The following is a 26,727-nucleotide window of genomic DNA, read 5'->3' on the forward strand; positions in this document are numbered from 1 at the left end:
GCATGGACCAGGACTTCAAGCGCAGACTGATCATGGCGATGGCCGATGCCATCATCGCCCATGCCGAGGAGTTGACGGCGCTGGATTCCGCAATCGGCGATGGCGACCATGGTCTCAACATGAAGCGCGGCTTCGAAGCCGTGCTCGCCGATGCCGACAACATCACGGCCAAGCCGTTGCCGGATGCGTTGAAGGCGATCGGCATGACGCTGGTGATGAAGGTCGGCGGCGCCTCCGGTCCGCTCTACGGCACGCTCGCGATGGGCCTCGGCAAGGCGCTGCCGCCGGAGCCATCGGTCGCTGACGCCGCGGCCGCGCTCGACCGCGCCATCGCGGACGTCAAGGCGCGCGGCAAATCCGAGGCCGGTCAGAAGACCATGCTCGACGTGCTGATCCCGGTGCAGGTCGCTTTTGCCGCTGGCGGTGAAGATCTTGCAACTCGGTTGCCTGCCGTCGCCGCTGAAGCGGCCGATGCCACCGTGCCGATGAAGGCGATCCGCGGCCGCGCCTCGTTTCTCGGCGAGCGTTCGATCGGGCACATGGATCCCGGCGCGCGCTCGTCCAGTCTGCTGGTGCAGGCGATCTGCAGCGTATTCAATGAGGCCTGATCATGAGTGAGCAGAAGAATGTCGGCATCGTCATCGTGTCGCATTCCGCCAAGGTGGCGGAAGGCGCGGCCGACATGGTCAGGCAGATGGTCGGCGACAGCGTGCCGCTCGCCGCGGTCGGCGGCAATGCCGATGGCGGGCTCGGCACCGACGTCGGCGCCATCATGGGCGCAATCGACAAGGCCTGGTCGGAATCTGGTGTCGCCATCCTGGTCGATCTCGGCGGCGCCGAGACCAACAGCGAGATGGCGATCGAGATGATGCCGGAGACGCGGCGCGACCGCATCGTGATCTGCAATGCGCCGCTGGTCGAGGGCGCGGTCATGGCGGCGACGGAGGCCTCGGGCGGGTCGCCGCTCGATGCCGTGCGCGCGACCGCTGAAGAGCTGATGGGCGGATGAGCGGGAATTGCAGCGGGAACGACAATGGCTGACGGTGGAGAGATCGGCATGCAGGAAGTGAAGGCGCATGCGCTGTTGATCAACGAGGTCGGGCTGCATGCGCGCCCCTCGGTCAAGCTCACCCAGCTCGCCAAGCGCTTTGCGTCGACCGTCGAAGTCGCGATTGCGGCCGACGGGCCGTGGACCGACGCCAAGAGCCCGGTGAAGATCATGCGCGTCAAGGCGGCCAAGGGCGAGACGCTGTATATGCGGGCGAACGGCACGGATGCGGAGGCCGCCGTCGGCGCGCTGGTCGGGCTGGTCAACCGCAAGTTCGACGAGGAGTGACGATGGAGCGGCGCATCTCCGGCCGTGCGGCGTCGGACGGGCTGGCGATCGGGCCGTCGGCGATGCTGCGTGCGCTCGATGGCGCCAGCAGGCCGAAGGGCTCCATCGCGGAGGAGCATGCGGCTCTGGCCGCGGCGGTTGTGCGCGCACGCGAGGCCGTTGCTGAACTGATTGGCCGGCTCGCCGGCGATGCCGCCGAGCTGATCGGCTTTCAGCTCGCGCTGCTCGAAGACGACGCGTTGACGGAAACGGCGTATGCGCAGATCGAGGCTGGTGTCGCGGCTGATGCCGCCTGGCGCGCGGCAATGGCCGAGGAAATCGCGGGCTACGAGGCGGCCGACGACGAATATTTCCGCGCTCGCGCCAGCGATCTCACCGACATCAGGGATCGCGTGCTGCGGCATCTGTTCGGCCTCGCTGACGACGGCCAACTGCCGGACGGCGCGATCGTGGTCGCGCGCGACCTCGTGCCGTCGGCCTTCCTCGGCATCGACTGGTCGAAGGGTGGCGGCATCGCGCTCGGCGAGGGCAGCCCGACCAGCCACGTCGCGATGCTGGCGCGCGGCCGCGGCGTGCCGATGGTGGTCGGGCTCGGTCAGGATTGGGAGAGTCTCGACGGCACATTGCTTGTGGATGGAGGCCGCGGCTTTGTCATCGTTGATCCCGGCGTGAGGCAGATCGCCGATGCGCAGACGGAGGGCGAGGCGCTCACGCGCCGCAAGGCCGGCGCGGTGGCGCGCCAGCACGAGCCGGCGCTGACGCGCGACGGCACGGCCGTTGCCGTCCTCGTCAACATCTCCGGTCCGGCCGATATGACGGTGCTGCCGGCCGCAGCCTGCGACGGCGTCGGGCTGGCGCGCACGGAATTCCTCACTGCCAACGTGCTTCACGACGAGGAGGCGCAGTATCGCGCCTATGCCGAGCTGATGCGCTGGGCCGACGGCCGTCCGGTCACGATCCGCACGCTCGATGCCGGCGGCGACAAGCCGATCCCGGGCTACACCATCGACGGCGAGAGCAATCCGTTTCTCGGCCTGCGCGGCCTCCGCCTGTCGCTGCGCCATCCCGAGATCTTCCGCGTCCAGCTACGGGCGCTTGCCCGCGCCGCGGTGCTTGGGCCGCTCAAGGTGATGTTGCCGATGGTGACCAATGCCGCCGAGTTGGACGCCGCGCGCGGGCATCTGCGCGACGTGCTCGCTGAGCTCGCCGATAGCCATGTCGCCTTTGCCGAGCCGGCCTTCGGCATGATGGTCGAGGTGCCGGCTGCGGCACTCGCTGCGCAGGATTTCGCTGCCGACTTCTTCTCGATCGGCACCAATGATCTCACCCAATATGCCACCGCCGCCTCGCGCGACGGCGCCGAGGTCGCCGACTACGCCGACGTGCTGCATCCCGGCGTGCTGGCGATGATCGCTCATGTGGTGCGCGCCGGCCGTGCGAGGAGCGTCGAAGTCTCGGTCTGCGGCGACGCCGCCGGTGACGTCAGGGCCATTCCAGCGTTGCTCGCGGCCGGCGTGCGGGCGCTGTCGGTCTCACCGGGCTTGTTGCCGCTGGTGAAGGCTGCGGTCCGCGAGATCGATCTTGCAAAGCTTGCAGAGGGCGCATGAGCGAGCAGGAGCCATTCGAGGCCGCGAGTCCGCTCGCCGAATACAAGGCGATCCTGCGCGCGGTGATCGACAGCCGCCCCTCGGGCACGCGGCAGCGGCTGGCGGAAGCGATCGGCAAGAACCGCAGCTTCATCTCGCAGATCGTCAATCCCGCCTATGCGACGCCGATCCCGCTGCAGCATCTCGACACCATTTTCCACATCTGCCACTTCTCGCCGCATGAGCAGCAGGCGTTTCTCGCGGCCTATCGCGCCGCGCATCCCGGCCGGCTCGAGGAGGCCGAGACGCAGCGGCCGATGCGGCGTCTCGTCGTCGAGCTGCCGGATTTTGGCGATGCCGCGCTCAACGCCCATGCCGACCGCATCATCACCGGCGTCGCGCGCGGCATCACCGCGCTGATCTCCGCCAATGAAAACCAGGACGATGCCGAACCGGGAGGGAAGCCATGAAGAAGCTGATCAATGCCGTTTCCGACGTGCTGACCGAGAGCCTGCAGGGCTTTGCCGCCGTGCATGGCGATATCGTCACGCTCGGCGAGGAGAACAAGTTCGTCCGCCGCAAGAGTCTCAAGCAAGGCAAGGTCGCGCTGATCTCCGGCGGCGGCTCCGGCCATGAGCCGCTGCATGCGGGCTTCGTCGGCCAGGGCATGCTCGACGCGGCCTGTCCGGGCCAGGTGTTCACCTCGCCGACCCCCGACCAGATGCTGGCTGCGGCGCAGGCGGTGGACACCGGCGCCGGTTCGCTGTTCATCATCAAGAACTACGAAGGCGACGTGATGAACTTCGCGATGGCCGCGGAGATGATGGAGACGAAGGTCGCGACCGTCATCACCGACGACGATGTCGCGGTCGAGACCTCGACCTATTCGACCGGCCGTCGCGGCGTCGCCGGCACGCTCGTGGTGGAGAAGATGCTGGGCGCCGCGGCCGAGCAGGGCCGTGATCTCGCCGCGCTCAAGGCGCTCGGCGACGACGTCAACAAGCGCACCCGGTCGATGGGCGTGGCGTTGACCTCCTGCACCGTCCCGGCGGCGGGCAAGCCGACCTTCGCGCTCGGCGAGGACGAGATGGAGATGGGCGTCGGCATCCATGGCGAGCCCGGCCGGCACCGGGTCAAGCTGGCCTCGGCGGACGCGATCGCCGAGGAGATGATGGGCGCAATCCTGGCCGATCTCGCAGCCAAGCCCGGCACGCCATGCCTGCTGCTGGTCAACGGCTTCGGCGCCACGCCGGCGATGGAGCTCTATTTGATGGCCAATGCGGCGCGGCGCATCCTGGAGGGGCGCGGGCTTGCCATCGCGCGCGGGCTGGTCGGCTCCTACGTCACCTCGCTCGACATGGCCGGCTGCTCGCTCACGGTCACCGCGCTCGACGACGCCACACTGTCGCTGTGGGACGCGCCGGTGCACACGGCGGCGCTGCGCTGGGGCTGCTGAACGGTCTGCTCAGCGGATCTCGTTCGAGTAGTAGTGATGCGCGGTCGTCGCGCGGTGCTGGCTGAGGATCGCGAGCGCGCCGGTCTGGTCGTAGGCTTCCTCATCGATCACGAGCACGGCGCCGGGGGCGGGCAGGCCGAGCAGCTTGCGATCCTCCTTGGTGGCGACTTCGGCCGTGACCTTCTCGCGGACGGCCGCGATCCGGATGCCGTGGGCTTCGAGCAGGTGCCGATAGATCAGGGCCGGGACCTTCTTCGTCTCGCGCGGAAATCCGGGCACGCGGCTCGCGACCAGCGAAATGCGCGAATGCAGCACCGGTGCGCCGGCCACGCGGCGGATCCGATGAAGATGCAGCAGCGGCTCGCCATCGGCCACGGCGAACAGCGCGGCCTCGGCCCTGTCGGCGGATCGCGTCGCCACCGACAGCACCTCGGCGTCCGAGTGCAGGAGGCTGCCGTCCGCGCCGAGCAGGCGGAAATACTGGAAGAAGAACTGCAGGCCGTTCTGCGAGGCACGTCCCGTGACGACCGTGCCGGTCTTGCGCCGGCGCATCAGCATGCCGCCGGCGGTGAGGTCGGCCAGCGCGCGGCGGATGGTGCCGACGGCGACGCCGTATTGATTGGCGAGCGCGACCTCGCCGGGCAGCACCGTGCCCGGCGGCATGTCACCGATCAGGATCGCCTCCGCGATCTGCCGTTTGACATGCTCGTAGAGCGGCACGGGCAGGCCGCCCGGACCGGCACCCATCCCGTCTGCCGCTTTGCTGGCCACGCCTGCCTGTTTCATGGAATTGACAAACGCTACGCTGTGAATTCTATTTCTATATAGAATATAGGATTGAGCTGACGGCAAATGGAATCTCTGGACATCTCGGCAGGTCGGGGCGGGGCCAGCTTGGCCCACGCCTTCACTGCGATAGAGCGGCTGTCCGAGACCGCCGTCGACGACCTGCAGAAGATGGTGGCGGTTGACACCAGCTTTCCGCCGGGCGCCGGCTACGATGCCTTTGCCTATCTGATGGAGCAGTTCGCCGCGCCACTGGCGCTGGACTGTGAGCGCGTGGTCGTCCCCGAGGAGCTGTGGCGCGCGCCGGGCGCGTGGGGACAGCGCACCAACCTGATTGCGCGGCGTCGCTCAGGCAGGCCCGTGCTCGGGCTGTATTTCCACGTCGATACGGTGCCGGCTGCGCCCGGCTGGACGACCGATCCGCTGCAGTTGACGCGCGACGGTGATTGTTTGATCGGGCTTGGTGCGGCCGACATGAAGGGCTCGATTGCGGCGGCGCTGCTGGCGCTGCGCGCCGCGCAGGCGACCGGCGTGCCTCTCGCTTACGATCCGATGCTGCTGTTGTGCACGGACGAGGAGGCGGGGCTCTATCCCGGCGTGCGCTATCTCGCCGAGCAAGGCCGGCTCGAAGGGCATGTCCTCAATTTCAACGGCAGCGCCATGCCGCGCATCTGGGCCGGCTGCTTCGGCCTGTTCACGCTGACTTTGAGCGTTCACGGCAAGGCGGCCCATGCCGGCGAGCAGCGCAGTGCCGGCGCCAATGCGATCGAGGCGGCGCTGCCGATCCTCAATGCGCTTTCCGCCCTGAAGCCGGTCATCGCGCAACGGACATCGGCGCTGCCGCCACCGCCGCAGGCGGCCGGGCCGCTCGCCGCGAGTCTCGATATCTCCGCCATTTATGGTGGCCAATGCGGCGGACAGATTCCGTCTGATGTCGAGATCCTGCTGTGCCGCCGCTACGCGCCGGAGGAGGATTTTGCCGCCGCGCGCCGCGAGATCGAATCAGCGATCGCGCAGGCGGCTGGCGCTCTCGACGTCGACATCATCCTCACCGGCCATCTGGCGCCGACTGCCGATCCCGGCGGGCCGCATTGGTCGCGCTGGCAGACGGCGCTGTCGGCCGGCTTCGGCTATGCGCCCGAGGAATTCGCGCGATGGGGCGCCTCCGGCTGTTCCGATTTCGGTTGGGTGCAGCAGGCCACGGGCCTGCAGGAGGTGCTGCTCACCGGCCTTGGCAAGCCCGACAGCCGCATCCATGCGCCCGATGAATCGACCACGCTCGCCGACATCGTCGCATTGGCGAAATCGGTGCTCGCGTATCTTTCAGCCGAGTTCCGTCCCGAACTCTCTCCCGAAGCAATGACGCTCAAGAAGGACCTCGCCTGATGCTGTCCGTCACCCGTCGCCATTTCCTTGCCGGCTCCGCGCTCGCGCTTGGCGCAATGCCTTATGTCTCTCGTGCCACCGAGGCTCCCAAGCGCGGCGGCGTGTTGCGGATCTCCGTCGACCAGGGCGCGGCCGTCATTCATCCGCTGCTCGCGCGCGTGAACCCCGAATACCTCGTGACCGAGCTGCTCTACTCCAACCTGACCCGGCTGAAGCCGGACATGACGGTCGAGCCGGACCTCGCGCTGTCGTGGGAGCCATCGGCCGCCGGCCTGAGCGAGTGGATCTTCAAGCTGCGGCCGAACGTCAGCTTCCATGACGGCTCGCCGCTGACGGCGGAAGACATCGTCGCGACGTTCAAGGCCATCCTCGATCCGAAGACGGCCTCTCCCGCGCGCACCAATGTCGGACCGATCAAGGACGTCACGGCTGTCGATGCCTCCACCGTGAAGTTCACGCTGTCGGTCGCCTTCGCCGACTTCCCGGTCGCGCTCGCCTATACCAATGCGCGCATCATCCCGGCGAAGGTCATCGCCGCCGATCTCGGCAGCCTTGCCACCAAGGCGAATGGCTCAGGGCCATTCAAGCTCGTGTCCTACGAGCCGGATCGCAAGATCGTGGTCGAGCGCAACCCGGCCTATTACGATCCGGCACGGCCCTATCTCGATCGCGTCGAGATCCTCGTCTATCCCGATCGGACCGCGGAGGCATCCGCCCTGATCTCGGGCGACATCGACCTGATGCTGTCGACCACGCCCGGCGAATATGAGCGGCTCGGCAAGGCCAGCGGCGTCAAGGCGCTGCGGACGCCGTCCGGCCAGTTCCTCAACGTCAACATGGGCTGCGATCAGAAGCCGTTCAACGACGTCCGCGTGCGCCAGGCGCTGGCGCTGACCATCGATCGCGAGGCCATGGCCGGCTTCGTTGCCGGCGGCTACGGCACGCCCGGCAACGATACCCCGCTCAGCCCGGCCTATCGCTTCTACAAGGACAACGTGCTGAAGAAGCCGGACATCGCCAAAGCCAAGCAGCTGCTCGCCGAGGCGGGATATCCGTCCGGGATCGACCTGACCTTGGTGGCCTCCGACAAGCCGGAGACGCGCACGCAGCTCGGCGTCGCGATCCGCGAGATGGCCGCGCCCGCGGGCTTCCGCATCAATGTGCAGACGATGCCGCACGCGACCTATCTCGACCAGGTCTGGAAGAAGGGCAATTTCTACGTCGGCTTCTACAACATGCAGCCGACGGCGGATGCGATCTTCAAGCTGCTCTACACCTCGGATGCCGCCTGGAACGAGACGCGCTGGAACAACCCGCGGTTCGACGAGATCGTCAATGCTGCCCGCAGCGAGACCGATGACGCCAACCGCGCTGCGCTCTATGCGCGGGCCCAGACCATGATGAACGAGGAGGTGCCGTCTGTGATCCCGGTGTTCTTCGACATCCTGGCGGCGCAGCGCGCCTATGTCGAAGGCTACAGCCTGCATCCGCGCGGGTCGGTGTTCCGGCTCGATCTCGCCTCGCTCGGCACCGGCGCGCCCAAGCGCGCCTGACGCAGGGTCCGATCGGTGTCGTTTGCCTGGCTGCTGCGGCGGCTGCTCCTGATGGTCTACACCGTCGTCATCGTCTGCGTGCTGGTGTTTGCCATCACGCAGGCGCTGCCGGCTGATGCCGCGCAGACCTTGCTCGGCGAGAATGCCTCGCCGGAGGCGCTGGCCGCCGTCCGCGCCAGGCTCGGGCTGAATGATCCGGTCTGGCTGCAACTCGCGCATTGGGTCGCGCGCGCGGCCACCGGCAATTTCGGCGTCTCCATGCGCACCGGCCTGGCGGTCGCGCCAGAGATGCTGACGGCGCTGTCGCGCTCGCTGCTGCTCGCAGCTGGCGCGCTCGTCGTGACGCTTCTGATCGCGGTCCCGCTCGGAATCTTCGCGGCACTGCGCCAGGGCCGGCCGACGGATACGGCGACCAGCGTGGTCGCGTATCTCGGGGTCTCCCTGCCGGAATTCGTCACCGCAACCGTGCTGGCGCTGTTGCTCACCGACATCCTGCCATGGCTGCCCGCCACCGGCTACGTATCGCCGCTGGAGGATTCCGGGCTGGCGCTGCGCCATCTGGTCCTGCCGGTCCTGACGGTCTCGGTCATCCTCGTCGCGCATGTCATGCGCATGATGCGCTCGGAGACGCTGGACGTGCTGCAATCCGACTATGTCCGTGCGGCGCGATTGAAGGGCCTGCCGGAGCGGACGGTGTTGGTCCGGCACGTGATGCGCAATGCGCTGCTGCCCGTCATCACCATCGTTGCGCTCGACGTCGGCTATCTGCTCGGCGGCATCATCGTCATCGAGGAGATCTTCGCCATTCCCGGCATCGGCCGTGCGTTGATGATCGCCATCACCACCCGCGATCTGCCGTCGATCCAGGCCGGCGCGATGATCATGGCGGTCACCTACGCGATCACCAACACGCTCGCCGACGTCGTCTACGCGCTGCTCGACCGACGGATCCGCTATGACTGAGCTGCTCGGCAGGATGGTCCGCAAGCCGCAGGGCGCGATCAGCGTGGCGCTGCTCGTTGCCCTTGCCGTCATCTGCATCTTCGGTCCTTGGCTCGCGCCGTATGGTCCGGAGAAGATGGATTTTCTCGGCCGCTTCCGCGCGCCGGGATGGCAGAACTGGCTCGGCGCCGACCAGTTCGGCCGCGACGTGCTGAGCCGCCTGCTGTCCGGCGCGCGCGCGACCGTCCCGATGGCGCTCGCCGCTACTTTGGCTGGGAGTGCCATGGGCGCCGTGATCGGCGTCGCATCGGCGTATCTCGGCGGCAAGGCCGACGAGTTCATCATGCGCACCAACGACGCGGTGATGGCCATCCCCGGTCTTCTCATGGCGCTGCTGCTGGTCAGCACGCTCGGCAACGGCGCGAGTAATGCGGTCGTCGCGATCGCCATTGCATTCGCACCAGGGATGGCGCGGGTGACGCGCTCGGTGGCGCTCGGGGTGCGCAACCAGGACTACGTCAAGGCTGCGGTCGCGCGCGGCGAGGGCGCGTCGCAGATCATCTTCCGCGAGATGCTTCCCAACGTGATGGGGCCGATCGTGATCGAAGCCACGATCCGGGTGTCGTTCGCGGTGATGCTGTTTGCGACGCTGAGCTTCCTTGGTCTCGGTGCACAGCCCCCGGCCTCGGAATGGGGGCTGATGGTGGCGGATGCGCGCCAATACATGCATCGCGCGCCGTGGATCCTGATCGCGCCGTCCGCCGCGATCGCGCTGTCGGCCATCGCCTTCAACCTCGTCGGTGACGCCCTGCGCGATGCACTCAACCCGCGGGATGACCGATGAAGCCGGCGCTGGCCATCACCAATTTCGGGCTGGACTACGTGACCTTGGCCGGCGCCGTCGAGGTGTTGCGCGACGTGTCGCTCGAGATCGCGCCGGGCGAGGTGCTTGGCCTCGTCGGTGAATCCGGTTCGGGCAAGAGCTCGCTGGCCTGGGCGCTGATGCGGCATCTGCCGGCCAACGCCCGCGAGGTGTCGGGATCGCTGAGGCTTGGCGATATCGACCTGCAGGCCCTGAGTCCAAGGCAGCTCACCGGGGTGCGCGGACGCCGCATCGGCATGGTGTTTCAGGATCCCTCGACCGCGCTGAATCCGACACTGACCATCGGCCGTCAGATCACCGAGGCGCTGATGCGCCATCTTGACCTGAAGGCGCGGGACGCGAAGGATCTCGCGATCGAGTTGCTCGGCCATGTCGAGCTGCGCGATCCGGCCGCCGCGCTGCGACGCTATCCGCATGAAATCTCGGGTGGCGAGAAGCAGCGCGTGATCGTCGCCACCGCCTTCGGCTGCCGCCCTGACGTCATCGTGTTCGACGAGCCGACGACGGCGCTCGACGTCATCACCGGCGCCCGCATCATCGACCTGTTCGCACGCCTGCGCGCGGAGACCGGCGTGGCCGCACTCTACATCTCGCATGACCTCGCGATGATGACGCGCGTCGCCGATCGCGTCGCGGTGATTCGGTATGGCCGCGTCGTCGAGCAGGCCCAGGCCTCGGAGATCTTCCGCAGGCCGCGGCACGACTACACGAAGTCGCTCATCGCCGCGGTGCCGCGTCCGGAGCGGCGGCTCGTGCACGACACGCCGGGCGAGGCCGCGGTGCTGGAAGCCCGCGGCATCGAGGTCCATTATGGCCGGGCCGGTCTGTTCCGCGCGGCGCCGCCGCCCGCGACGCAGGCGATCGACCTCGACATTCGTGCCGGCGAGATCTTGGGCCTTGTCGGCGAATCCGGTTCGGGCAAATCGTCCGTGGCGCGGGCCTTGACCGGGCTCGCCCGCTTTTCCGGCGCCATCAGCTTCGACGGCCGCACGCTGCGCGGGGCAGGCGACATGAATTCCGGCTACCGCCGCGATGTTCAGATCGTGTTCCAGCATCCGGATTCCTCGCTCAACCCGCGCCATCGCGTCGGCGAGATCCTGTCGCGCCCGCTGAAGCTCTACGGCGGTGATGTTGCGTCTGTGCCGCGCCTTCTCGAACAGGTCCGGCTGCCGGCGTCCTATGCGAGGCGCTGGCCGCATCAGCTCTCCGGCGGAGAGAAGCAGCGTGTCGCGATCGCGCGCGCCTTTGCTGCACGCCCGCGGCTCGTAATCTGCGACGAGATCACGGCGCCACTCGACGTGTCGGTGCAGGCCCAGATCATCGAGCTCTTGCTGGCGCTGCGCGCTGAGACCGGCGCGGCCTATCTGTTCATCACCCACGACCTCAACCTGATCCGGCAGATCGCGCATCGCATCGTGGTCATGCGCCATGGCCAATTGGTCGACAGCCGTCCCGTCGACGCGTTCGGGGCCGATGACGTTCACCCCTACACACGCGAATTGATGGCGGCGTCGCCCGCGCCCGTCGGCTGACCGCAAGGATTGCAACGCATGGATCGCAACGAACTGCTCGCCCGCATCGACATCCCGGCGGCGCTCGCGCTGCTGTCGCTGATGGTGCAGCACAAGAGCTATTCGAAGACCGATGGCGAGAAGCAGCTCGCAACCTTCATGGCCGACCAGATGCGGGAGATCGGCCTGGATGCCTCGATCGCTCCCTTTGGCAACGAGGGCCGTGTCAACGCGGTCGGCCGCTGGAACGGCAGCGGTGGCGGCAAGAGCCTCTTGTTCAACGGCCATGTCGACACCAATCCGGTGACCGAAGGCTGGACCGTCGATCCGTGGGAAGGCAAGGTGGACGACAAGTTCATCTACGGCATCGGCGTTTCCAACATGAAGGCCGGCGATGCCGCCTATTTCTGCGCGGTCAAGACGCTGATCGAGGCCGGCGTGAAGCTGAGGGGCGACGTCATCCTGACCTATGTGGTCGGCGAGCTGCAGGGCGGGGTTGGGACCTATTCGCTGATCGAGCAGGGGCTGCGCGCTGATTATTTCATCAACTCCGAGCCGACCGACCTGAAGGCGATGACCATGCACGCCGCTGCGTTCATGTTCATCATCGCGCTGGTCGGCAACACGCGGCATCTGTCCAAGCGTGAGGAGGCGGTCGATGCCATCACGGCGGCCTGCGATCTCGTCCCGCGCCTCAATGCGATGAGGTTCTCCGGCGCGCGCTCGCCCGCGCACGAGGCCATCAACCGCGTCCATGTCGGCGTCGTCCACGGAGCGCTCGGGCGCGAGTTGCACGAGTGGCGGACGCCGCAGGTGGCCGACTTCGTGCGCATCAAGGGCTCCGGCCGCTATGCGCCCGGCCAGACCGAGCAAGGCGCGCTGGCTGACATGCGGCGCGAGCTCGATGCGCTGGAGGCGCGCTTCCCCGGCCTCAAGGCCGATCTGATGTCGGAGGATCGGGCTGGCGTGCCGACCATGCCGCCGTTCGAGGTCGCGCCGGACAGCCCGATCGTGCGCGCGGTCAACGATGCCTATCGCGCCGTGCGCGGCGAGTTCCAGCAGACCGGACCGGTGACGCCGAGTTGCTTCTATGGCACCGATGCCGGCCATCTCTATGCCTATGGCGGCATGGAAGGCATCGTTTGTGGCCCCGGCGGCCGCTACAACACGATGCCCGACGAACGCGTGGACATTCCCGACTATCTCGACATGATCCGCATCTACATGCTGGCCATTCTCGACATCTGCGGATGATCCCGCGTCAGGCTGCCGCCGCCTGCTGCTGGAACTGCTCGAACGCCGCGATCGCATCGGCGGCATACATCAGCGACGGGCCGCCACCCATGTAGATGGCCATGCCGAGCGTCTCCTCGACCTCCTGGCGGCTCGCGCCCATACGGACGAGTGCCTCGGCGTGGAATCCGATGCAGCCGTCGCAGCGGACGGCGACGCCGATCGCCAGCGCGATCAGCTCCTTGGTCTTCTTGTCGAGCGCACCGTCGCTGGAGGCAGCCTTCGCGAGCGCCGAGAAGCCCTGCATGACGTCGGGAATGTCCTTGCGCAGGGTCTTCAGGTTGCCGGACAGATCCTTGCAGATCTCGCTGTACAGTTTTGTCATGAGTGTCTCCTACGACATCTTCGTTGTGGGTTTGCCGGGATCACGCAGCGCGATGTAGATCGCGGGGATCACGAGCACGGTGAGCAGGGTGGATGAGGCCAAGCCGAACAGCAGCGAGATCGCGAGCCCCTGGAAGATCGGATCGAGCAGGATCGTCGCGGCGCCGATCATTGCCGCCAACGCCGTCAGCAGGATCGGCTTGAAGCGCACGGCGCCGGCCTCCAGCACCACGTCGCGCAGGGTCTTGCCCTCGCCGCCGCTGTGCCGGATAAAATCGACCAGCAGGATCGAGTTGCGGACGATGATGCCGGCGAGCGCGATGAAGCCGATCATCGAGGTCGCCGTGAACGGCGCGCCGAGCAGCCAGTGGCCGAGCAGGATGCCTATCAGCGTCAGCGGGATCGGCGTCAGGATCACCAGCGGCAGGCGGAAGCTCTTGAACTGCGCCACGACCAGCACGTAGATGCCGAGGATCGCAGCTCCGAAGGCCGCGCCCATGTCGCGGAACGTCACATAGGTGATCTCCCATTCGCCGTCCCACAGCAGCGTCGGACGGGATTCGTCGGTGGGCTGGCCGTGGAATCCGATCACGGGCTTGGGCAGCTTGCCCCAGTCATGGGCATCGATGCGGTCGGCGACGGCGAGCATGCCGTAGAGCGGCGCCTCGAAGCGCCCGGCGAGCTCGGCCATCACCATGTCGGCGAAACGACCGTCGCGGCGGAAGATCACAGGCGAGCCCTCTTCGATCGTGGCCTTCACGACCTGGCCGAGCTCGACCACGGTCTTGCTGCCGGGAAGCGTGTTGGCCGGCACCGGCGTCGACGCCAGCGCTTCGCTCCAGGTCTTGTCGCGCTTCGGCAGCCGCACGGCGATCTCGATCGGATTGCGATCCTCGCCGCGATGCGAGTAGCCGACCGAGACGCCGCCAAACAAAGTCTGGATCGTGTCGTAGACGTCCTTCTGCTCGACGCCGAAGAATTCGAGACTGTCCTGGTCGATCGACAGCCGCAGCCGCGGCCGCCTCTGCCCGATCGAATCGTCGATGTCGACGATGAACGGGACGTCGGCGAACACCTTCTTGAGCTCGGTCGTGACGGCGCGGCGGGTCGCGGCATCCGGGCCGTAGATCTCGGCGAGCAGCGTCGCGAGCACCGGCGGGCCGGGCGGCACCTCGACCACCTTGATGCTGGTCCCGGCCGGCACGGAGACCGCCTTCAGGCGCTGACGCAGGTCGAGTGCGATGTCGTGGCTCGCGCGCTTGCGGTCCCCGCGGGCGGCGAGATTGACCTGGAGCTCGCCGAGCTCGGGGCGTTCGCGCAGGTAATAGTGCCTGACAAGTCCGTTGAAGTTGAACGGCGCAGCCGTGCCGGCATAGCTCTGCACCGTCGTGATCTCGGGCAGCTGATGCGCGATGTCAGCCGCCGTGAACAGCGTCCGCTCGGTATCCTCCAGGCTCGCGCCTTCGGGCAGATCGACCATCACGGCGATCTCCGACTTGTTGTCGAACGGCAGCAGCTTCACCGTGACAGACTTGGTCGCGAACAGCGTCATCGACAGCAGCGTGGCGAGGCCGACGCCAAGCAGGAAGATCCAGGCCGAGCGCTTGCTGGCGACGATGGGATGCGCAACGCTACGATAGATCCGTCCGAGACGACCTTCGCCATGCGCGTCATGTGAGCCCGCCGAGGCGCTGGTGGCCTTTGGCGCCAGCCGCAGCATCAGCCAGGGCGCCACGACCATCGCGACGAAGAAGGAGAACAGCATCGCGGCCGAGGCGTTGGCCGGGATCGGCGCCATATAGGGCCCCATCAGTCCCGACACGAACAGCATCGGGAGCAGGGCGGCGACCACGGTCAGGGTCGCGACGACGGTGGGATTGCCGACCTCCGCCACCGCCTCGATCGTCGCCTGCAGCCGCGGCCGGCCATCATGCATGCCCCAATGGCGGGCGATGTTCTCGACCACGACGATGGCGTCGTCAACCAGGATGCCGATGGAGAAGATGAGAGCAAACAGGCTGACCCGGTTGATCGTGTAGCCCATCAAATTGGCGGCGAACATCGTCAGCAGGATCGTGGTCGGGATCACCACGAAAGTGACCACGGCCTCGCGCCAGCCGATTGCAATCGCGATCAGAACGACGATCGAGATCGTGGCCAGGCCAAGATGGAACAGGAGCTCGTTTGCCTTCTCGTTGGCCGTCTCGCCGTAGTCGCGCGTCACGGTGACCGCGATGTCGTTGGGAATGAGGCTGGACTTGAGCCCTTCGAGCCGATGCGCGATGTCATGGGACACCACGACCGCATTGGCGCCGGCGCGCTTGGCGAGCGCGAGACTCACCGCCGGCACACGGTGCCACTCGCCTTTGTCGCTGCGGGCATCGTCCCAGACCCGATGCTCGGCGAGATTGGGACCGACGATGACGGTCGCGACGTCGCGCACGTACACCGGACGGCCGTCCCGCGTCGAGATCAGCAGCAGGCCGATATCTGGAATGCCCGTGAGCGTCTGGCCGGCTGCCACACTGCGGACGATGCCGCGGTCGCGGACGTCGCCTGCGAGGAACGAGCGGTTGGCGTCCTTCACCTTGCCAACGAGCTGCTGCAGCGTGACCCCGAACAGCGCGAGCTTCTCGGGATCCGGCTCGACCCGGATCTGCTGGGCGCCGCCACCCGAGATGTAGGTCAGGCCGATATTGTCGACCTTGGTCAGCTCGGAGCGCAGCTTGTCGGCGAGCTCGTAGAGGTCCTTGTCGGACCAGCGCTCGGCGGCCTCCGGCTTCGGCGACAGCGTCAGCACGGTAACGGCCACGTCGTTGATGCCACGCCCGACGATGAGTGGCTCCGAAATGCCGACGGGAATACGATCGAGGTTGGCGCGGATCTTCTCATGAACGCGCAGGATCGCGTCCTCGAACTTGGTGCCCACCAGAAACCGCGCGGTGACCATCACGCGGTCGTCCTCGGTCTGGCTGTAGACGTGCTCGACGCCGTCGATGGCCTTGACGATGGTCTCCAGCGGCTTGGTGACGAGCTCGACGCCATCGGGCGCGCGCAGGCCGTCGGCGTTGACGCGGATGTCGACCATGGGCACGCTGATCTGCGGTTCCTCCTCGCGCGGGATCACGACGACGGCGATGAGGCCGACCACGAGCGCCGCCAGCAGGAACAGCGGCGTCAGCGGCGAGGCGATGGTCGCCTGGGTGAGCTTGCCTGACAATCCCAGTTTCACGGCTGCACCAATTCGTCGCCGGCGCGCAGGCCGGACAGGATTTCGAGGCCATCCGGAAGATCGGCGCTCGGCAAAGCGCGGCCGCGCTGCACGGGAACTCTCACTTTTTGGGGCCCTTGCTGCAGTTGGACGTAGTCGATGCCGAACCGGGTGGTGACGTAACGCGCGGGGATCACGTAGGCGTCGCGCTTGCCGCCGGAGATCCAAACGCGCAACCGGTCGCCGACGAAGTATTCCCCGAGGCCGTTGACGATCGCGTCGGCGACGACGCGCCCTTCCTCGATCTGCGGATAGACCAGATCGATCACGCCCCATTTGTCCGACGTATCGCCGAACTCGGCGCCATCCAGGCGGACCTTGTCGCCGGCCTTCAGGAACAGCGCATGACGCTCAGGGACCCGCAGCCGCAGCTTGAAGTTCTGCTGTGCGATGGTGACGACGGGATCGCCTGGCAGCACGACCGAACCGACCGTGACGAGCTTCTTCAGCACGCGGCCGTCATCGGGCGCCAGCACCTGGCCTTCGGTCATCTGCTGATTGACGACGGCGCGTTCGGCGATCTTGGCCCGCAGCCCGTTCTCGGCGACGTTGAGGGCCGTACGGGTCTCGTCGAGCTTGACCCGGGGCAGGGTGCCGCGCTCCACCAGCCCTTCGGTCCGAGTGAAATCGATCTGCGCCTGGTTGGCCTGGGCCTGCAGCGCCTGGATCTGCGCGTCCAGCGACGTCAGCTGCAGTGCGAGCTTCTCGTCTCCAATCAGCGCGATCGGCTGGCCGCGCTTGACCGCATCACCCTCGCGCACCGACAGTTGCGCGATCGTGCCGCCGATGCGGCCACGTGCCGGCACCACGCTGATGCTTTCCACCGTCGCGAACACCGCCTTCTCGTCGGCCACCTGACGCGGCGACACCGTCAGCATCTCCGCGCGGGCCGGCGCCGCCTGCCACGCCATCGCGGCGATCAAGCCCAGGACCGATAATCTGCGCATCAGCCTATTCCTGTCTGTTCTGAATCAAATTGAGAGGTTGGGCGAAACGTCCGCAGTCGCGCACGCATCCCATCGGGATGAGCTTGCACCCTTGATCCTGCTCAAGTTCACGGGACGAGATCGTCATAGTGTGGGTGTGGCTTTCGGTGGTCGCGGTGTGCAGTACACCCGATAGAGTGTCTTGAGGACCTCACGGGCCGGTTCGCTCGTGATCGAATAGTAGATCGTCTGCCCCTCACGCCGGGCGGTCACCAGGCCGTCCTTGCGCAGCAGAGCCAAGTGTTGCGACACGGTCGAATCGCGCAGCCCCAGGAACTCGGCGAGATCGCCAACAGATCGCTCATCGTCGACCAGCTGGCAGATGATCAGGAGCCGGTGGCGGTTCGACAGCGCCTTCAGGAGATCGCTGGCCTGGTCCGCGGCCATTTCCATGATGTCGACGTCAAAATTCATAGTTGCGTATATACGGATATGCGAATATATAGTCAAGACCGGCTGCAACGTTGCCGGAAACACGAAGCAATAACAAAGCAAGTTCGGATGGAGGAACCCCAATGGCGGACGTCGTCGTGATCGGAGCAGGACTGAGCGGCTCGTTGATGGCTTACGAATTGTTGCCGCAGCTGAGGAAGGAGGACCGCCTGACCGTCGTCTCGCAGGGCTCCTCCTATCATTTCGTGCCGTCCAACCCGTGGGTCGCCGTCGGCTGGCGCAAGCGCGAGGACATCGAGATCGACCTCGTCGATGTCATGCAGCGCAAGGGCATCCGGCTGCTGACGCAGGGCGCCAAGCGGGTTCACGCGGCCACCAAACAGGTCGAACTGTCGGATGGTGAGACGATTCCGTACGATTACCTGGTGATTGCCACCGGGCCCGAGCTTGCCTTCGACGAGATTCCGGGGCTCGGACCGGATGGACATACGCAGTCGGTGTGCCATGTCGACCATGCGGCGCATGCGAAGGCTGCCTTCGACAGACTGGCCGAGAAGCCCGGGCCGGTGATCGTCGGCGCCGTGCAGGGCGCGTCCTGCTTCGGCCCGGCCTACGAATTCCTGTTCATCCTCGAGACCGAGCTGCGCCGCCGCAAGATGCGCGACCAGGTGCCGATGACCTTCGTGACCTCGGAGCCCTATGTCGGTCATCTCGGCCTCGACGGGGTCGGCGACACCAAGGGCCTGCTCGAAAGCGAGATGCGCGAGAAGCACATCAAGTGGATCACCAATGCGCGCGTCACCAAGGTCGAGGAGGGGCGCATGTCGGTCGAGGAGGTCGCCGACGACGGCGCGGTCCGCAGGACGCATGAGCTGCCGTTTGCCTACTCCATGATGCTGCCGGCCTTCCGCGGCGTCGGAGCCGTGCACGGCATCGACAAATTGACCAATCCGCGCGGCTTCGTCATCGTCGACAAGCATCAGCGCAACCCGACCTTTCCCGACGTCTTCGCCATCGGCGTCTGCGTCGCGATTCCGCCCATCGGTCCGACGCCGGTGCCGGTCGGCGTGCCGAAGACCGGCTTCATGATCGAATCGATGGTCACCGCGACCGCCTTGAACATCGGGGCGCTGCTGCGCGGCCAGGAGCCCAAGGCGCAGCCGACGTGGAATGCGATCTGCCTCGCCGACTTCGGCGATACCGGCGTGGCCTTCCTGGCCCAGCCGCAAATCCCGCCGCGCAACGTCAACTGGTCGTCCAAGGGGGAATGGGTGCATTACGCCAAGGTCGCCTTCGAGAGGTATTTCCTGCGCAAGATGAGGCGCGGTACGCCCGAGCCGTTCTACGAGAAGTTCCTGCTCGACCGGCTCAACATTGCAAAGATCAAGGAAGTCAGGACCGGCACATGACCGCCCGGATTGATCAGGCTCAAATTGAAGCATGAAGGTGTATGCCATGAACGTCGACAAAGCAGTTCTCACCTTTGCAGGGTTCGTCGTCCTGCTCAGCCTCTCCCTGGGCTGGCTCGTCAGCCCATATTGGTTCCTGCTGGCCGCCTTTGCAGGCGTGAACATGATCCAGGCATCCTTCACCGGCTTCTGCCCTGCGGCGATCGTGTTCAAGAAGCTTGGGCTCAGAAGCGGCAACGCGTTCTCCTGAGCGGCGCGCAGGGCGGGGTAACGAGATGAAGCGAGGATATCATGGCTGACTCGGACGAAACCTATATCGTCGGTCCGCTCTACAAGGCGCGGGACAAGGTCTATCCCGCGGCCGTCCACGGCCGTTTTCGCCGCATCAAATGGACGATCCTTTGCATCACGCTCGGCATCTACTATCTGCTGCCCTTCGTGCGCTGGGACCGCGGTCCGGGCATGCCGAACCAGGCGGTCCTGGTCGATCTGCCGCACCGCAGGTTCTATTTCTTCTTCATCGAGCTGTGGCCGCAGGAGGTCTACTACTTCACGGGCCTCTTGATCCTTGCGGCCGTGGCCCTGTTTCTGATGAATGCGGTCGCAGGCCGGCTGTGGTGCGGATACCTCTGCCCGCAGACGGTATGGACCGACCTGTTCTATGCCGTCGAGCGATGGGTGGAAGGTGACCGCCGCGAGCGCATCCTGAGCGACAAGCGAGGCTGGAGCTTCAGCCACGTTCGCAAGGTGGCAACCAAGCATTTTCTCTGGTTGATGATCGCCTGGTGGACCGGCGGCGCCTGGGTGCTCTATTTCGATGACGCGCCGACGCTGGTGAAGGACCTCGCCACCCTCCAGGCGCCGTTCGCCGCCTATCTCTGGATCGGCATTCTCACGGCCACCACCTACGTGTTCGCCGGCCACGCCCGTGAGCAGGTCTGCATCTACATGTGCCCGTGGCCGCGCATCCAGGCCGCGCTGACCGACGAATGGGCGCTCAACGTCACCTACAAGGACGACCGCGGCGAACCCCGCATGTCGGTCAAGAAGGCCGAGGCGGCGCGGCTGCAGGGCGAGCGGGCCGGCGATTGCGTCGACTGCCACCAATGCGTCAACGTCTGTCCGACCGGCGTCGACATCCGCGAGGGCATCCAGCTCGGCTGCATCCAGTGCAGCCTGTGCATCGATGCCTGCGACACCGTGATGAATCAGATCGGCCGTCCCACCGGCCTGATCGGCTATGACACCGACATCAACGTTCAGCGCCGCAGCGAAGGCAAGCCGGAGATCTACCGGCTGATTCGGCCGCGCACGATCATCTATGCGAGCTTCATCGCCATCGTCGGCGGCATCATGCTCTACACGCTGGCGACGCGGGGCACGATGGGCATCAATGTCCTGCATGAGCGCAACCCGCTGTTTGTTCAGCTGTCGGATGGTGGCGTGCGCAACGACTATACGGTGCGTCTGCTCAACAAGCGCGGCGCGCGCGATTTCGTGCTCGACGTCGTGGGCCTGCCGAATGCCAAGGTGACGGTGGCCGGCGAGACGCGCGAGTCGGACGGCCGCATGGTGATCGATGTCGGCCAGGACCAGACCCGCGAGATCCGCGTGTCGATCGAGGCCAAGGGCGGCGACCTTCCGACGGCCCCCGTCGACATCGAGATCAGGATCACGGATCCAGCGACCGGCAACGCGGTCAGCACGCGCGATCACTTCGTTCCGCCGACGCGATAGAGCGGCTGTCGTTCGGTGAGCTGCGAGGCGACAGCACCAGGCGGGCGGTCCATAACCACTGACAGAAAGAGGGAGGAGCAGCCGCTCCTCCCTTTTTTGTCTAGCCGGTTGTTCCAAATCAATGATGGATCGAGGCCGCAGGCAAAGCATCGTCGCGTCAAGGGATCGAGACTTCCCTAACGACGGAGAAAGACACATGTTCAAGGTCGCAATTCTCATCTGGGTCATGCTGGGCACGGTGCTGGCGGGCAGCGCGGTGACGGCGTTGCTGACCGTCCAGGGGCTCGTCGCGAGCCCGATGAAGGATCTGCCGCTGGCGGCTCTGGCCGGTTTCATCGTCGCCATGCCGCTGTCGTATCTCGTCGCGGCGAGGATCAACCGCAACGGCCGGGGCCGCACGGCTTGACGGTCGGCAATGGACGATAGCGTGATCGTTGGCGTCCCACGGCCGAACGCGGCGGCATGTGTGCCCGTCGGGGCAGGCAGATCGGGTTCACGGCTCAAATAGCAAACTCGCGATGCGGCAGGACGTTCTCGCAACGCCTGTCGCGTCCGAGGTGTGCCGGTCGTCGGCGCCCTCATTAGGAAGAGGGCGCGGGGAATGCCGGGCGCTGGCCGCACCCATGGCCCGCCTGCAGAAAGAAAGCAGGCGGCAGTCACCACAGGTTCAGCCGGAGACACCCGGCATTCCCCGCGCGATGGTTTTCACGCTTATATCGCGCTCTCCTCGGTGTGCCGGGCTTGATAGCCACCGTCGCCCTCGGGATCATCATCACCCAAAGACTTAGCGCCAGCGTCGGGGCGCCAGGACCACGCGACTTCACGTCCGCGCCATGCCGTTCGTCCGCGTGCATGAGCACGCTGCGGCACCGCGCGGCCATCGCCTTCCCACCTCGCGTGTCGTGACGATCGCGATACGCCCCTCTTGCCGAGGCGGGATGGCGATACTCAATCATGAATTCTGGAAAAGCGAAAGAAGAATATTTTTCGCGAGGAGACTGGACAAGGGTGATCTCGTTGAGTCCGCTCGCAAACCAGCGCTTTTCGCGCAAGGGTCGGGGGCGGCGAACACGCGTGCTCTACCGCTTCCGGACCGTTGTCATGCGACACGACCGCCGACGCCCGATTTGCCCGTCGGGTCGAAGCGAATCGTTCTGCGATGCGCCGCCGCTCAAACTTCCCGCTTCGCCGGCACCATCTTGTCGTAGACCTTGCTGCCGAGCAGGGCGGCATGGCTGACGAACAAGAGCGAGGTGAAGGTGCCGTCGATCTGCGGCATGGAGGTCAGCACCGAGGCATTCTGAGCCGCCGCAAAGACGATGCGCACCGCGTCGATGTTCGAGACCACGTCGAACAGCACCAGGAGATAGCTGATGCCGAGGATGCCGGTGATGGCGACATGCTGGATCCTGTTGATGTCGACCATGTTGCTGCGGCCCTTGACCTCCTGCAGCACCATGTCGGACAGCGCGGCCTTGTCGGGGCCGGTCTTGTCGGCCAGATACTTCGGCGCCTGCGTTGGCGAAGCGGCGTCGGGGGCGGTCTGGTCTTGGGTGCCGACGATGGTCGAGTTCGAGATCAGGCGCGACAGGAACGGCGTGGCGACGGCGAACCCGCCGACGAGACCGAGATAGAGGGGGATGCTCGGGAACAGATTGTAGGCGTCGAGCGCGGCCTTGGCGGTGTTGGGCGTCTCCTTGGCGGCGGTTGCAGCCGCCGCCTGCTGCTGCAGTTCGGTAATAACAAGGCCACCGAAGCCGTAGTTGAAGAGACCGCAGACCAATAGGCCCGACAGCAGGATGATCGACCACATCGCGAGTTGGGCCAGGGTGAGGCTCATGCGGTTGCGCTCGTCGATGATGGGCCCCAGCGCGCGGCCGGTGATGCCGAAGCCGCAGGCGATGAACAGCAGCAGCAGCGAGAGCAGCGCGAGGCAGAAGGGAATGACCAGTGACATCGTGCCGTTGATGGCGCTCGACCAACCCAGCGGCTGGCTGGCAAACCATTCCGGCCATGTCGTCTTGCGGCTGGCCTTCACGCCGGGCTTGGCATCGGCGTCGGGATATTGCGCCGACGCGACCACGGTCTGGGCCGCGGCGAACTGCGCGCGGCAGTCCTTGGCCTTGTCGGAATTGGGACGCCATTTGACGCTGTCGAGCACGGTCGGTTTCTCTGCGGTCGCAACCGTGCAATCGAGGCCGTCATCCGCGCCGCCGAGCGCGACGCGCGCGCTCTGGACGAACTGGCCGAGCGACAGCCGTGCGCCGACCCCCATGCCGTAGGAGCCGAGCGCGGCCAGCACGAACAGCGCGAGGGCCACGACGAACAAGGCGACGCCGGTCTTCGGCATCGCCTTCGAGGTCGATCGCGGCTCCGCCATCGGCGCGCTGCCGCCGGTCACGCCGGTGCCGGTCATCGCGTTGACGAGCACCGGATTGCTACCGGAGCCCGCATCCGTCGCAGCATCGCGCGTGAAGACGTCGACGGTCTGTCCGTTGGCGAGCGCCTGATGCAGCTGATGCGTGATCTTGTCGGCAGCGAGATCGCTCCAGGGGGCAGGGGGCGGCGGGGTCGTGGTTTTGTTGAGCCGCAGGGTGTCGCCGTCGGCCTCCCAGATGATGATGCGGCCTTGCGGCGCGGTCGCGCCGCGCGCATTTTCGGTAATCGACAGGATCGCGCGCACGGTGTCGCCGAACTCGCGGTCCTGCACCGACGGCAGTTGGTCGCGCCGCTCGAATCCTGCGCCGTCCACGGCGGCCGCGAGCTGCGCAACGAGCCGCCTGACGCCGTTGACGCTGCCGCTGCCGTCGGCGGGCGCATTGCCGAGCGCCTTGGTCTCCGCCCACACGATCTGGGCCAGTTCACCTGATGAGAGCGTCATGTGTTTCTCCCGGGGGCAATCGTTCGTTCAGTATCGATCGGTCTTCGGCCGTGATTATCGTCGTCCATTCATTGGAGCTGGCTTGTCACTTCGAAAGCCAGTCCTGCAGGAATTTTCGCGTGGCCTCGTCAGTCTTGCGGTCTGTGCCGAGATTGAAATCCTTCCACATCTCCTTGCCCCGGTTCGGCGCATGACAGTTCGGGCAGACCGTGCCCAGCTGTTCCTGGACGGTCGGGAATGCATTGCGGTTGGGATCCGGCGGCTTGTAGCCCGGCGGGCTGGGATGCGCGTTCGGATCGCGTGGTTGAACCGGCTGCGGCTGGGCCTGCGCCGGCAGGCTCTGCGGCCGCGGCGGCAGGTTCTTGACGGCCGATCGCAGCGCCGTGAGCGCCTGTCCGGTGACGCTGGAGCAGGTCGGAATCCTGTTGAGGGCCTCGACCTCGGCCGGTGTCATCTTCGGTCCCGGCAGATCCTTGGGCAACCGACCGTGACAGGAGGGACAGACGTCATCCTTGCCGGCGGACGGCTTCGGCGCCGGCAGCCGCGCGGCAGGCGGCACGCCCTGGATTGATGCGTCGGCGAGCTGCGCCGCGATCAGCACCGTTTCGGTGTCCGTCGCGCCTTCGGGGAAGGCTTTCATGAACTCGGTGACGAAAGCAGCATCGACGCATCCATCCGATCCCATCCGGCCCACGAGGATGTTGTAGATGCTGATCTCGTTCGGCCGCTTGCCGTCGAGCTGCTTGTAGGCCCTGTCGAGATCGGTCTCGGTGGCGGCGTCGTAGGCAGCCTCGCTTCCCTTGCTGCTCAGATAGCCGGTGCCGCCTCCGACGATTAGGCCGCAGATCAAGATGCCCCATCCCGCGGTCTCGATGTCGAGCAGGAGATTGCAGACGACGTAGCTTCCCAGCGCGCCGCCAGCCAGTCCACCGGCCGCGCCGGCCAGCACGCGCGGGCGCTGCTTCGGCGTCGCGGTGTAGAGCTGGTAGCCGGTAATGATGGTGAAGGCGGCGATGCCGCCGATCTTGAGCCCCTTGAACAGCAACGCCATCCGGCGCGCGCTGTTGGCGGCGGCTGCCGCCCCCTCCGCGGCGCCTTCCAGGGCGCCTGCTTCGCCGCTCGCGCCCGCGAGTGTCTTCTGCGCCAGCGCCTCCACCAGCGCCTGCGGCTCACCCGACAAGGACTCGACGGCGGCGATGCTGCCGTCGGCGTTCTGCGTGATCCTGATCGTGATCTGCTCGGGTACCTTGGCGCCGGCCGGCGCTGACGCGTTGACCTGCTCGAGGTTCTTGCCGAAGGTGTACCTGACTTCCGATACCGTCGTGCCATTGGCATTGCGGACGGAGTTGACGACCTCGACCTTGGTCTCGACCTGCACCGAGGTGGCCTGCTGGCCGGCCGGCGCGCCGGGCACGGCCTGTGCTCCTTCTGCGGCGGCGACCGCCGTCTCGGAGCCCTTCAGGACGGTCAGGCTGCTGCTCTGCAGGTTCTTGATCTCGAAGGTGAGCTCCGGATATTTCAGGCTGAGCTTCTTCAAGACGCCGGCGGCGGTCTCCGCGTTGGTTGCGCCCTGGCCGCAGGTCGCGCACACCTCCTGCTCGATCAGCATCCAGACGCGGCGGCCCTTGAGCTGGTCGCGCGGGATCTTTGCGAGCGCCTCCTCGAGCTGGTCTGCGATGTGCTGTTCGGCGTGACCATGCGTGTGCGGCAGCGTCTCGGCACTGGTGTGAGGCGGGAAGTTGGATTGCGCATTGTAGCCCGGACCGCCCGCCAGCTTCGACTGGCCGACGAACGTACGGTTCTCCAGGCCGGGAATGTCGGTGCGGGCTGCGCCGACGGTGCCGCCTTCGACCTCGATGTTCGGCGCCACGGCATTGGGCTCGATGCGGGTGACGCCCGTGGTGGCGCGATTGGCCTTGATGTCCTTCGTCAGGATATCCTGCATGCCGTTTTGCGAGAAGCGCCCTTGCCCTGCAGCGTCGGCCGGCTTGATCACGCGGCGTGCGTATTCGTCTGCGGCCAGCTCATCATTGCCCTTGGCGAACTGGGCGAGCTGGCCGTTGCTCATGTTGGCGTAGCGATTCTGCAGCGCTTCGACCGCTGCCGCGTCGCCGTTCTTGACCAGCTTGCGCAACTGGTCGATGGACAGCTTCGTGTAGTCCGGGGCACGTCGCAGCACGGCGCCCTGGCCGCGCTGCTGCACCACATGCGTCAGCTCGTGGGCGAGCAGGCGCTGGCCCGCGGCCGAGGCGGGCGCGTAACGTCCGTCGCCGAACACGACGTTGTGGCCGACCGTGTAGGCCCGGGCGCCGACGGCCCGCGCTGAGGCAGCCGCGCGCGCATCGGTGTGGATGCGGACGCCTTCGAAGCTGTGGCCGAAGCGGCCCTCCATGGTGGCGCGTGCGGAGCGTTCGAGCGGCTGGCCGGGCGAGCGCAGCACCTCGTGGACGATCGGCGGTGCAATGCTGGCCTGCGCGCGAGGGCCGCCATCCTGGGCCGCGTTGCGCCGTAGCGTGTCCTGCCGGCACGAGGCGCAGGTGCCGCCGCACTCACACTGGCGCTGCAGCGCTGATGCTGGCCGGAACGAACCGACGCTGGACTGTGGAGCCGACGATGGCCTCGCCGTGACCGGGCCCGGACGCGCCGCGGCCCCGTCCACGACGGTGCGCGCGACCGCCTCCGCCTCGTGCTCGGCCGGGTCGTCGACCGCGCCGATCTCCAACTGGGCCTGCAACGGCTGCAGCAGCGGCGACGGCGGCTGCAGGGCGACGCCCGCGCCGGGCCGCTGCGCATGGGCCGCACGGGGGCTGGCGGAGCTATGGGACGCGGCCGCCTTCATTCTGGCACCCCGCGCTTGTCGGAGTTCACGTCCCCGATGCCGCCCATGCGCCGACCAAGATCCACAAAGATCCGACCAACTGCTGGAATTCTTTGCTCAGTCTTCATTTGTCTTCCATCTTGATCCCGTCGGTCCTCGGTCATGTCGAGCATGAT

At 66.5% G+C, this 26,727-nt stretch carries 24 protein-coding genes; 16 read left to right on the plus strand and 8 right to left on the minus strand.

Features of this window, described 5'->3' with window-relative positions; translation table 11 throughout:
* The first annotated feature begins 2 nt into the window (after positions 1-2).
* From dhaL to dhaK, 6 genes are read left to right on the plus strand one after another with little or no spacing between them, the layout of a single operon-like run.
* The gene (dhaL, locus tag LQG66_RS02065; protein ID WP_231322890.1) at positions 3-608 is read left to right on the plus strand and encodes a dihydroxyacetone kinase subunit DhaL; all 606 of its coding nucleotides are present in this window, start codon (positions 3-5) and stop codon (positions 606-608) included.
* A 2-nt stretch (positions 609-610) separates the two neighbouring features.
* Positions 611-1,009, plus strand: coding sequence for a dihydroxyacetone kinase phosphoryl donor subunit DhaM (dhaM, locus tag LQG66_RS02070; protein ID WP_231322893.1), 399 nt, complete (start codon positions 611-613; stop codon positions 1,007-1,009).
* 24 nt (positions 1,010-1,033) lie between these two features.
* Positions 1,034-1,336 carry an HPr family phosphocarrier protein gene (locus LQG66_RS02075; protein WP_231322895.1) on the plus strand — a complete coding sequence of 101 codons (303 nt, stop codon included), beginning with the start codon at positions 1,034-1,036 and terminating at the stop codon, positions 1,334-1,336.
* Positions 1,337-1,338: 2 nt separating this feature from the next.
* On the plus strand, positions 1,339-2,943 hold the full coding sequence (ptsP, locus tag LQG66_RS02080) for a phosphoenolpyruvate--protein phosphotransferase (protein WP_231322897.1): 1,605 nt from the start codon (positions 1,339-1,341) through the stop codon (positions 2,941-2,943).
* Positions 2,940-3,392 (plus strand): hypothetical protein, encoded by a 453-nt coding sequence (locus tag LQG66_RS02085; protein WP_231322899.1) that lies wholly within the window; start codon positions 2,940-2,942, stop codon positions 3,390-3,392. The genes ptsP and LQG66_RS02085 overlap by 4 nt, the downstream gene beginning before the upstream one ends.
* Positions 3,389-4,378: a dihydroxyacetone kinase subunit DhaK gene (gene dhaK / locus LQG66_RS02090; RefSeq protein WP_231322901.1), complete on the plus strand. Its 990-nt coding sequence runs from the start codon at positions 3,389-3,391 to the stop codon at positions 4,376-4,378. The genes LQG66_RS02085 and dhaK overlap by 4 nt, the downstream gene beginning before the upstream one ends.
* Before the next feature lie 9 nt (positions 4,379-4,387).
* On the opposite strand, the gene LQG66_RS02095 is transcribed toward dhaK, so the two are convergent.
* A complete protein-coding gene (locus LQG66_RS02095; RefSeq protein WP_231322903.1) occupies positions 4,388-5,125 on the minus strand; it encodes a GntR family transcriptional regulator in 738 nt (245 codons plus the stop codon).
* A 105-nt stretch (positions 5,126-5,230) separates the two neighbouring features.
* On the opposite strand from LQG66_RS02095, the gene LQG66_RS02100 reads away from it, so the two are divergent.
* From LQG66_RS02100 to LQG66_RS02125, 6 genes are read left to right on the plus strand one after another with little or no spacing between them, the layout of a single operon-like run.
* A complete protein-coding gene (locus LQG66_RS02100) occupies positions 5,231-6,550 on the plus strand; it encodes a M20 family metallopeptidase (RefSeq protein ID WP_231322906.1) in 1,320 nt (439 codons plus the stop codon).
* Complete coding sequence (locus LQG66_RS02105; RefSeq protein WP_231322908.1) at positions 6,550-8,103, plus strand: ABC transporter substrate-binding protein; 1,554 nt, start codon at positions 6,550-6,552, stop codon at positions 8,101-8,103. Before LQG66_RS02100 ends, LQG66_RS02105 begins: the two co-directional genes overlap by 1 nt.
* 15 nt (positions 8,104-8,118) lie before the next feature.
* Complete coding sequence (locus LQG66_RS02110) at positions 8,119-9,066, plus strand: ABC transporter permease (protein ID WP_231322910.1); 948 nt, start codon at positions 8,119-8,121, stop codon at positions 9,064-9,066.
* Positions 9,059-9,889 (plus strand): ABC transporter permease, encoded by an 831-nt coding sequence (locus tag LQG66_RS02115; protein ID WP_231322912.1) that lies wholly within the window; start codon positions 9,059-9,061, stop codon positions 9,887-9,889. The genes LQG66_RS02110 and LQG66_RS02115 overlap by 8 nt, the downstream gene beginning before the upstream one ends.
* Positions 9,886-11,460 (plus strand): nickel ABC transporter ATP-binding protein NikE, encoded by a 1,575-nt coding sequence (gene nikE / locus LQG66_RS02120; RefSeq protein WP_231322914.1) that lies wholly within the window; start codon positions 9,886-9,888, stop codon positions 11,458-11,460. The genes LQG66_RS02115 and nikE overlap by 4 nt, the downstream gene beginning before the upstream one ends.
* Before the next feature lie 18 nt (positions 11,461-11,478).
* Positions 11,479-12,693, plus strand: a complete 1,215-nt coding sequence (locus LQG66_RS02125) for a M20 family metallopeptidase (RefSeq protein ID WP_231322916.1) — start codon at positions 11,479-11,481, stop codon at positions 12,691-12,693.
* 7 nt (positions 12,694-12,700) lie between these two features.
* Here the strand turns inward: LQG66_RS02125 and LQG66_RS02130 are convergent, their stop codons facing one another.
* From LQG66_RS02130 to LQG66_RS02145, 4 genes are all read right to left on the minus strand, one after another.
* Complete coding sequence (locus LQG66_RS02130; RefSeq protein WP_231322919.1) at positions 12,701-13,057, minus strand: carboxymuconolactone decarboxylase family protein; 357 nt, start codon at positions 13,055-13,057, stop codon at positions 12,701-12,703.
* A gap of 9 nt (positions 13,058-13,066) precedes the next feature.
* The gene (locus LQG66_RS02135) at positions 13,067-16,288 is read right to left on the minus strand and encodes an efflux RND transporter permease subunit (protein WP_231322921.1); all 3,222 of its coding nucleotides are present in this window, start codon (positions 16,286-16,288) and stop codon (positions 13,067-13,069) included.
* The gene (locus LQG66_RS02140) at positions 16,285-17,274 is read right to left on the minus strand and encodes an efflux RND transporter periplasmic adaptor subunit (protein WP_231322923.1); all 990 of its coding nucleotides are present in this window, start codon (positions 17,272-17,274) and stop codon (positions 16,285-16,287) included. The genes LQG66_RS02135 and LQG66_RS02140 overlap by 4 nt, the downstream gene beginning before the upstream one ends.
* A gap of 123 nt (positions 17,275-17,397) precedes the next feature.
* The gene (locus LQG66_RS02145) at positions 17,398-17,727 is read right to left on the minus strand and encodes an ArsR/SmtB family transcription factor (RefSeq protein WP_231322925.1); all 330 of its coding nucleotides are present in this window, start codon (positions 17,725-17,727) and stop codon (positions 17,398-17,400) included.
* A gap of 101 nt (positions 17,728-17,828) precedes the next feature.
* On the opposite strand from LQG66_RS02145, the gene LQG66_RS02150 reads away from it, so the two are divergent.
* The 4 genes from LQG66_RS02150 (at position 17,829) to LQG66_RS02165 (ending at position 21,258) form a co-directional block, all read left to right on the plus strand.
* The gene (locus LQG66_RS02150; protein WP_231322927.1) at positions 17,829-19,115 is read left to right on the plus strand and encodes an NAD(P)/FAD-dependent oxidoreductase; all 1,287 of its coding nucleotides are present in this window, start codon (positions 17,829-17,831) and stop codon (positions 19,113-19,115) included.
* A gap of 46 nt (positions 19,116-19,161) precedes the next feature.
* Positions 19,162-19,365: a YgaP family membrane protein gene (locus tag LQG66_RS02155; protein ID WP_231327665.1), complete on the plus strand. Its 204-nt coding sequence runs from the start codon at positions 19,162-19,164 to the stop codon at positions 19,363-19,365.
* 41 nt (positions 19,366-19,406) lie between these two features.
* Positions 19,407-20,852 (plus strand): cytochrome c oxidase accessory protein CcoG, encoded by a 1,446-nt coding sequence (ccoG, locus tag LQG66_RS02160; protein ID WP_231322930.1) that lies wholly within the window; start codon positions 19,407-19,409, stop codon positions 20,850-20,852.
* Between the two features lie 196 nt (positions 20,853-21,048).
* A complete protein-coding gene (locus LQG66_RS02165; protein ID WP_231322933.1) occupies positions 21,049-21,258 on the plus strand; it encodes a hypothetical protein in 210 nt (69 codons plus the stop codon).
* Positions 21,259-22,023: 765 nt separating this feature from the next.
* Here the strand turns inward: LQG66_RS02165 and LQG66_RS02170 are convergent.
* The 3 genes from LQG66_RS02170 to LQG66_RS02180 all read right to left on the minus strand — a co-directional run bounded on the left by LQG66_RS02170 (position 22,024) and on the right by LQG66_RS02180 (position 26,724).
* Positions 22,024-23,733, minus strand: a complete 1,710-nt coding sequence (locus LQG66_RS02170; RefSeq protein WP_231322935.1) for a hypothetical protein — start codon at positions 23,731-23,733, stop codon at positions 22,024-22,026.
* An 85-nt stretch (positions 23,734-23,818) separates the two neighbouring features.
* A complete protein-coding gene (locus LQG66_RS02175; protein WP_231322937.1) occupies positions 23,819-26,572 on the minus strand; it encodes an eCIS core domain-containing protein in 2,754 nt (917 codons plus the stop codon).
* Positions 26,569-26,724, minus strand: coding sequence for a hypothetical protein (locus LQG66_RS02180; RefSeq protein WP_231322940.1), 156 nt, complete (start codon positions 26,722-26,724; stop codon positions 26,569-26,571). The genes LQG66_RS02175 and LQG66_RS02180 overlap by 4 nt, the downstream gene beginning before the upstream one ends.
* Positions 26,725-26,727: the final 3 nt, after the last annotated feature.

Origin of the sequence: Bradyrhizobium ontarionense, assembly GCF_021088345.1 — a bacterium.
Lineage (GTDB): Bacteria > Pseudomonadota > Alphaproteobacteria > Rhizobiales > Xanthobacteraceae > Bradyrhizobium > Bradyrhizobium ontarionense.